At 41.2% G+C, this 7,924-nt stretch carries 7 protein-coding genes; 3 read left to right on the top strand and 4 right to left on the bottom strand.

The genetic code is table 11. The annotated features are described in order from the left end of the window. The first annotated feature begins 476 nt into the window (after positions 1–476). Positions 477–2,834 (top strand): Tex family protein, encoded by a 2,358-nt coding sequence (locus BCU84_RS00665; RefSeq protein ID WP_102526177.1) that lies wholly within the window; start codon positions 477–479, stop codon positions 2,832–2,834. 122 nt (positions 2,835–2,956) lie between these two features. On the opposite strand, the gene BCU84_RS00660 is transcribed toward BCU84_RS00665, so the two are convergent. Together BCU84_RS00660 and BCU84_RS00655 are read right to left on the bottom strand one after the other, a co-directional pair. Beyond that, positions 2,957–3,901: a hypothetical protein gene (locus BCU84_RS00660; protein ID WP_102526176.1), complete on the bottom strand. Its 945-nt coding sequence runs from the start codon at positions 3,899–3,901 to the stop codon at positions 2,957–2,959. 264 nt (positions 3,902–4,165) lie between these two features. Continuing rightward, a complete protein-coding gene (locus BCU84_RS00655) occupies positions 4,166–4,456 on the bottom strand; it encodes a putative quinol monooxygenase (protein ID WP_102526175.1) in 291 nt (96 codons plus the stop codon). 179 nt (positions 4,457–4,635) lie between these two features. Here BCU84_RS00655 and BCU84_RS00650 point away from each other — a divergent pair, with 179 nt between their 5' ends. Then, entirely contained in the window at positions 4,636–5,586 is a 951-nt protein-coding gene (locus BCU84_RS00650) for a LysR family transcriptional regulator (protein WP_102526174.1), read from the top strand. A 186-nt stretch (positions 5,587–5,772) separates the two neighbouring features. On the opposite strand, the gene BCU84_RS00645 is transcribed toward BCU84_RS00650, so the two are convergent. Continuing rightward, positions 5,773–6,294, bottom strand: a complete 522-nt coding sequence (locus BCU84_RS00645) for a hypothetical protein (RefSeq protein ID WP_102526173.1) — start codon at positions 6,292–6,294, stop codon at positions 5,773–5,775. Between the two features lie 66 nt (positions 6,295–6,360). Continuing rightward, the gene (locus BCU84_RS00640; protein ID WP_102526172.1) at positions 6,361–7,227 is read right to left on the bottom strand and encodes an alpha/beta fold hydrolase; all 867 of its coding nucleotides are present in this window, start codon (positions 7,225–7,227) and stop codon (positions 6,361–6,363) included. Positions 7,228–7,282: 55 nt separating this feature from the next. Here BCU84_RS00640 and BCU84_RS20785 point away from each other — a divergent pair. Beyond that, on the top strand, positions 7,283–7,924 hold a 642-nt coding region (locus tag BCU84_RS20785), incomplete at its 3' end, for a ComF family protein (protein ID WP_102526171.1).

Genomic DNA, 7,924 nt, shown 5'->3' with positions numbered 1-7,924 from the left:
TGCTATTATTTATATTTTAAATAAAAATAATGGCAATATAAAAGTGACCGCTTATGAGTGTGGTTTTAATAATCTTTCAGTATTTAGTCGTCAATTTTCTAACACTGTTGGTTGTTGTCCTACAGAATATGTCAAACGTCAAAATATTATTTAAACTTAAACTATGAAAAGGTAAGATTAAATAAATGTATCAATTGTTACATTTGCGAATGATTATTAATTGGATTTATTGTTAATTAGAAGCAAGTCACATTAGCCGTTAATTAAGTTGCTTCTTCTATCACTTTAGAGGTGTTTTGCTGAGCCTTGTCACAGTATCTAGATTCATTTCTGAACCCAAACCTCGTTATTTGAAAAGCAAATTGTGTTTTGTGAAGCACTAAAACCGTGAAAAAATCGTAATCTCAATAAACGTTTTTAGCTGATTATGCTATCTTTGGGCGATATTTGTTATTCAACGCCGAATAAGACCCTTTATGCTTAGTATTGCTCAAATTATCGCTCAAGAACTGAATGTTCGTGAGCAACAAGTCTCAGCGACTATCGCGTTACTTGATGATGGTTCTACCGTTCCTTTTGTTGCTCGTTACCGTAAAGAGGCAACGGGTGGTTTAGATGATGCCCAGTTACGTACCTTAGATAGCCGTTTAGGCTATTTACGTGAACTAGCAGAAAGAAGGCAAGTTATCCTTTCAAGCATTGATACCCAAGGAAAATTAACGCCAGAATTAAAGCAGGCGATAAATACTGCTGATAGCAAAACTCGTCTTGAAGATTTATACCTTCCTTATAAGCCTAAGCGTCGCACTAAAGGTCAGATTGCTATTGAAGCAGGCTTATTGCCACTTGCTGATTTTTTATTAGCTCATCGCCAAACTAACCTTGATGCGAAAGCAGCTGAATTTATCAATCCAGAAGCCGGCTTTGCTGATAACAAAGCAGTGCTCGATGGTGCGCGCTTTATTCTAATGGAACGTTTTGCTGAAGATGCGGATTTATTACAGAAAGTACGTCAGCATTTACGTCAGCAAGCTGTGCTCGAAAGCCGAATGGTTAAGGGTAAAGAAAAGGAAGGTGCGAAGTTTCGTGATTACTTTGAGCATACTGAAACCATCACTAAAGTCCCATCTCACCGCGCTTTAGCCATGCTTCGTGGTCGCAACGAAGGCGTGTTGAGCCTGTCGATGAATGCAGATCCCAAAGCAGAAGTGGCGCAAAGCAGCTATTGCGTGGTGATTATTGCTGAGCATTTCAATTTAAAGCTGTCTGATTCTGACGTTGATCAATGGCTAAAAACAGTGGTCACTGCAACTTGGCGGGTAAAAATTGCCCTGCAAATGGAAACTGAGTTCATCAGTGCGATGCGTGAACGTGCAGAAGCTGAAGCAATTAATGTATTTGCTCGTAATCTAGGTGATTTATTAATGGCGGCGCCAGCGGGTGCTAAAGCCACAATGGGCTTAGATCCTGGGTTACGTACTGGTGTTAAAGTCGCGATTGTGGATAACACAGGTAAATTTGTCACTCACACCACTATTTTCCCACATGCGCCGCAAAACGTTTGGGACAAGTCGATCCGTACTTTATCTAACCTTGTTAAAATGCATAAAGTTGAGTTGATTGCGATTGGTAACGGCACAGCATCACGTGAAACTGACAAATTAGCGGCTGAAGTGATTAGCTTTATGAAAGAGACCCACCCGAGCCTGACTAAGATTATGGTCAGCGAAGCCGGCGCCTCTGTTTACTCTGCTTCTGAGCTAGCATCCGATGAGTTCCCGAATCTGGATGTATCGATTCGTGGCGCGGTATCGATTGCACGTCGTTTGCAAGATCCGTTAGCGGAATTAGTTAAAATTGAACCAAAATCCATTGGTGTCGGCCAATATCAGCATGATGTAAGTCAAAGCCAGTTATCTAGTTCACTTGAAGCCGTTGTCGAAGACTGTGTGAACGGTGTTGGTGTCGATTTAAATATGGCTTCAGCGCCATTACTGGCTCAGGTTGCCGGTTTAAATAAAACCTTGGCTAAGAATGTCGTTACTTATCGTGATGAAAACGGCCAGTTTGAGACCCGTAAGCAATTATTGAAAGTCGCGCGTTTAGGCCCTAAAGCTTATGAGCAGGCTGCCGGTTTTTTACGTATTCCTCAGGCAAAAAATCCATTAGATGGCTCTTCTGTTCACCCAGAAGCCTATAAATTAGTGGAATCGATTGCTAAAGCGAAACAGCAAACGGTTACGCAGTTAATGGGCAATACGGCATTACTATCAGAGCTTAATGCAGCAGAGTTTGTAACTGAAGAGTTTGGTTTACCGACTATTACTGATATTTTGGCCGAGCTTGATAAACCTGGGCGAGATCCTCGTGGTGAGTTTAAAACTGCCAGCTTTAAAGATGGTGTTGAAGAGTTAAAAGATCTCAAACTTGAAATGATCCTCGAAGGGGTTGTCACTAACGTGACTAACTTTGGCGCCTTTGTAGATGTGGGTGTGCATCAAGATGGTTTAGTGCATATTTCATCATTAACAGATAAGTTTGTTAGCGATCCGCATACTATCGTTAAAGCGGGTGACGTGGTTAAAGTCAAAGTGATGGAAGTTGATACTGAACGTCGCCGCATTGCATTAAGTATGCGCTTAGATGAGCCAGTACAAGCTAAAGCATCATCGAATAAGCCACAGACTTCAGGTAAAGGAAGTGCTGGCAAAGGCAAACAAGCAGCTTCTAAAGGTCAGTCAGCTAAAGGCGGCCAAGGTAAGCAAAACAAAGCCCCTGCCAATGCGGCAATGGGCGATGCATTTGCTAATGCGTTTGCAAAACTCAAAAAGTAATATTGTTCTCGCTATTATTAAATAGCTAAACAGTGACATTAAAGCCTTAATGGCATCGAGATAACTCGTTGTTTTAAGGCTTTTTTATTGCTTGTTGGTATGATGAGAAACGGCGTTGATGGTTATTCTTCTATGTAAGTCAGACAAATTTCATCAAAGTTTGTTTTTGGTGAGATGACTTCTTCATTTTTGAGCATTTCTTTATGGTCTTGCTTACTGATTAACTCATTATCGATAGTAAATACTTGGCGATGACTCAGCTGACTTTTCACTAAAAACTGGCAATGCTCTTGGTGAAATGCCTCGTCAAATAATCCATTATCTTTGATACGCTGTAGACCTACTTTTATTCGGTTGGCCAATTGAGGATATGCAGGCGACACATAAAATAGTGTGACTAATGGAATATGTAATAAGGTGTTTTTTTCGACAATTAAATCGGGATAAATTTTTCCATAGGTTTCAACTTCATCATAGGCTTCATTAATTCCACGGCCGAAACTGATAAAGCGTTCTTTATCAAGCATATGAAAAAGCCCATCGTAACTCGAACCAATAACCACATCCATTCCTGCTTTTTCCATTGCAAAGCGTGTTGACCAAAACATCCCTGATCCTGTCGGTATCAATTTGAATTGCTCGAATGTGTTGATGTCAGAAAATAGTGATTGGTTTTGCTGTTTGATGATGAAGACGCGAAATCCTTGAACACCTTTTCGTAATGGCACATCAATGGCAATAAGTTTTTCACTCCATTGTGCTTTAGGCGCTTCGGCGATGACATTGATTAACTCGCCAGTCATTAATTCAGGTAAGACTCTACCTGATGTCATTGGATAATCTGAGGTGGTTATCTCCCAGTCTCCAAAATCATCTTCTGTATGAATTAAAGAAAGCTGCATAAGCTTATAGCTATATTCGTAGCGGGTATCATGGACAGAGTCAGGTTGATTTAATATAACCACATCTTTTGCTAGTACTGGCATTGCCAGTGTTGATGTTGCTAGGAGCAGGACGCTGAAAAACAAACAAATATTCACAGCAAAGGTATATCTTGATGATGTCATCTTTGCCTCTTTTGTTTGGGAATGGAATGATTAGCTAATCCAATATAATTAATTACTTATCAATACTCAATAATTATAGGGTTGTGAATCAAAACCTAGCTTGTGCAGGCCATAAGTCATCATATTTGCAGCAAGTCGGTCATGGCGGAAGATATCATTTAGTGGGGCTAATGCAATAAAAAACGCTAAATCGGTATCGACTTAGCGCTTTATAGTGGGTGAGGAGATCGCTTGCGTATTTAAACAGAAGATAAAGCCCTGAGTTTAAGCGATGTGAGTCATTTCATTTAAAATAAACTGCTCAACAGCGCCTTCGGTTGCACTCATATATTCAGCTAAATGCGTGTTACCCATATGTGTTTGCCATAACTCACGTGACTGCCAGTTTTCATAAAACATGAAATGAGCTGGATTTTCGTTATCTTGATGTAAGTCGTAATTGATGCAACCTGCTTCTGCGCGAGTAATCTCAATCAGTTTTAAAAGCTCTGCTTTTACTAATTCAATTTTGTCTGCTTTAGCAATGATGTTTGCCACAATAGTGAGTCTAGTCATGTTGAATAATCCTATTTTTATATTGAATTTAAATGGCGCCTTTAAATGGCGCCTTTAAATGATTGAAACGAGATTGCGCTATTTGCGCAGTGCTCGTTTGATGAATCTATATTAGTCCTTGTCATGAATATCTTAAACAGCGTAATGTTTGATATATTCTCAAAATAAAATTGATAATTATGTTATTAGAAGACTTGATTGTGATTTCAAAGGTAGCTGAATTTCGCAGTATTACCGCGGCTGCCGAAAACCTTGATATGCGAACGGCCACAGCCAGTGCGGCAGTTAAACGGGTAGAAAATGCCATAGGTGTTGAGTTGTTTGTACGTACTACACGGCATTTAAGGCTCTCTACTGCAGGCGAGCGTTATATTCCTCAATGTGAGAAAGCCCTCTCTATGCTGGCGCAAGCTAAGCAAAATATTAAAGATGATCTCGATATCATTGACGGCAATTTACGTATAGCACTCTCGTCTGATTTTGGGCGTAACTTGGTGATACCTTGGCTAGATGAATTTATGGATAGTCATCCACAGGTGAATCTTCGCACCAGTATCAGTGACAGTAATATTGACTTCTATCGTGATGCTGTGGATATGGCACTGCGTTATGGCTCGCCAACAGAGGCCAACGTATACGGGTTTAAAATCTGTAATGTGCCGAAACTTTTGTGTGCCAGCCCTGAGTACATCGCCAAGTTTGGTCAACCTCAACACCCTGATGATCTTACTGAACATAATGGTCTGTTATATCAACTGTACGATATTGTGCATGATGAATGGTGTTTTACTGATAGCCATAATCACCAATATAAAGTGAAAATGAACAGTAACCGTGCAGGTAATGATGGTGAACTGGCAAGGCGGTGGTGTTTGGCTGGCAAGGGCTTGGCGGTAAAGTCATTCCTTGATGTTTCAGCAGATCTTTTGTCCGGTAAGCTTGTGAGTGTAATGCCTGATTTTACACCTAGCCCAACAGAACTATGGCTGATTTGCCCAAGCCGACAGTCGATTACGCCTGCTGTAAGGCTATTGAGAGATAGCTTCAGAGAGAAAACCCTGCATATTCTTAAGCAGTTAGTTGATGAAGGCATCCTTGAACAGCGAAGTCTTGATAAAAACAGCTTTTAATCAAACTATAAGAAAAACACAGCAATAAACATCGTCATCTATGACGTGGTCAGTTATGAAGTGACAGTTATGAAGTGACAGTTATGAATTGACAGTTATGAAACGACAGTTATGAAATGACAGTTAATAAAAGTCCATTGAGGATAAAACAGTGCTGGGCTAGTTAGCGGATAGACAGTGGTTTATTTACACTAACGCAAATAACTGGTTGTGATCTGAAGGGGTGGTTTGTTGCTGATAAAACTTGCCGACACGCTCGCCGAGTTGCTGGTAAAAAGCGTCTGACTGCTCTTTATTAGCCTCATTTAACAATAAGCTTTGGATAGTGCGGTTGTTATCTTGTTTGGCGCTTTTATCTGCTTCAACTGGAGCTGAACTGGCATTTTTTTGTTGAATGTCACGACGTTGGATTGTCGGATTACTGTTAGCGGCAACACGCAGTAATTGCGGAAAAATGCCTTTTGGCCCTAACGCTTGTTGTTGAGTTAACTGCTGATCAGTCGATTGTTTTTGCTGCTGCTTTTGCTCGATCAACTCATGACGGGTTAAACGCTCATTTTGCTGATTGTAAGCGCGCTCTTGGTGCGCTTTAGACAATTCTTGCGGCGGCAATATCGGTTTAGCTTGCTGGTTATCCGCGTGCGCAAGATCGGTTGCAACATTACTTGTCGCAATCGGTACTTGGGGATAATTGGTCACTACCAGCATAAAGCTCACTTTGATTATATCGAATAACGTTTAAATTATAGTCAATTTACAAGTGGTTTTATAGGCTTAGTCTGTATGTTTTTCGATCCAAGGCAGTAATTCAGCTAAAAACGCTTGTGGGTGTGAAATGAACGGTGCGTGAGATGCTTTATTGTGAACAACGTCTTCTATACTTGTTGCTTGGGGTAAAAGTTTGATGATCTTTTTCGGAACTAAACTGTCACATCTGCCCCAAATCCTTAACCATGGTTGTTGGATAGTACTCAGCTGTGAACGTAAATCCACCGTACGCAGCATCCCTAAACCTTGATCGAGCACGGCTTGGCTAGGTAAAGGTTTGGCTAATACCAGTTTCTTAATCGCGGCAATATCATTTTTAGCTGTGTCACTGCCCATGGCTTGAATCGCTAAAAAACGTTCAACGGTTTTGGCTAAGTTAATTTGCAGTTGCTCAGAAAACTGCGCTAACACCTTAGGTGCGATACCCGGCCATGACGCTTTGCTTTCAGGTGCTTGATTAACTCTATCTTGGTCACTATCTGTTTGAGCAAAAACGTCTTGTTCACTAAATTCTTGAACAATAGCTTCTTGAGCCATAAAACATGGTGATGAAGCCACAGTGATTAAGGCTTTAACTGACTCAGGGTAAGTTATGGCGATTTGAGTGGCGACTATGCCGCCCAATGACCAACCAAGCCACACAGCATTTTTGGGTAATTGCTGTGCTAGTTGTGCTGCCCACGCATTGATATCTCCAGTATTTTCAGCACTATCACCAAATCCCGGCAAGTCGACATAATGCACTCTATAATGACTAAGCGCCGTTTGTAATGGATGAAAAACGGCAGAGTTAACTCCCCAACCATGTAACAAAACAAGATCTTGGCCTTCGCCCACAGTGTGAACGTGTAACTGAGGTAAGTTGGACTGCACGGGGTTTCCTCAAGATTGAGTTTGGGTTAATTGCCATACAGGATAAGGATATTATATGGATTGGCAACTCCGACAAGCCTGCTATGCAGGCTTTCGCATTGTTAAGCACGCAATTTTGCGTAATCTCCCTAATCGCTGCATGTTATGCAGTCAGGATATTGAGCAGTATGATCTGCAGAAACCGCATTCTGGCGTGTGTCAGCACTGTTTAGTGGCTGGACTTTATCAGCATGAAGTCTGCTTAGGATGCGGTAAGGCTATGATGCTATTACAGCGCTATTGTGGCCAATGTCAGTCAACTGAGCCAATAATGGTTATTGCGCCATGCAGTTATCATCAAGGGCTAGGTGAATTGATTGCAGCGATAAAATATCAACAACAATGTGCCTCATTAGCGGCGTTAGTGCAGGTGCTGGCTATTCGAGTGATGGATTTGGTTTCGAGGGATATGATTCAATTACCACAAGTGCTCATTCCTGTGCCGCTGCACCCCAATCGCTTAAAGTCGCGCGGATTTAATCAAGCATGGTTAATTGCTAAGGCATTAAGCCAACAATTAGGCATTGTCATGGATGATGCCTTGTTAGTCAGAGATGTTGATACCCAAGCACAAGCCGGATTAGATGGCAAAGCAAGGCGATTAAATTGCGCGGGGGCATTTAGCTTAAACTTAAATGCTTCAAGCTCAAACACTTCA

The sequence above is a fragment of the Shewanella sp. 10N.286.51.B7 genome, from assembly GCF_002873615.1.
In the GTDB taxonomy this organism is placed as follows: domain Bacteria; phylum Pseudomonadota; class Gammaproteobacteria; order Enterobacterales; family Shewanellaceae; genus Shewanella; species Shewanella electrodiphila.
Note: the sequence above shows the minus strand (reverse complement) of the source record. Positions and strands in the feature narration are given on the sequence as shown.

Excerpts from the sequence above, each read along its gene's own strand:
- BCU84_RS00665 (WP_102526177.1), top strand. The coding sequence starts at position 477 with ATGCTTAGTATTGCTCAAATTATCGCTCAAGAACTGAATGTTCGTGAG.
- BCU84_RS00660 (WP_102526176.1), bottom strand. The coding sequence starts at position 3,901 with ATGACATCATCAAGATATACCTTTGCTGTGAATATTTGTTTGTTTTTC.
- BCU84_RS00655 (WP_102526175.1), bottom strand. The coding sequence starts at position 4,456 with ATGACTAGACTCACTATTGTGGCAAACATCATTGCTAAAGCAGACAAA.
- BCU84_RS00650 (WP_102526174.1), top strand. The coding sequence starts at position 4,636 with ATGTTATTAGAAGACTTGATTGTGATTTCAAAGGTAGCTGAATTTCGC.
- BCU84_RS00645 (WP_102526173.1), bottom strand. The coding sequence starts at position 6,294 with ATGCTGGTAGTGACCAATTATCCCCAAGTACCGATTGCGACAAGTAAT.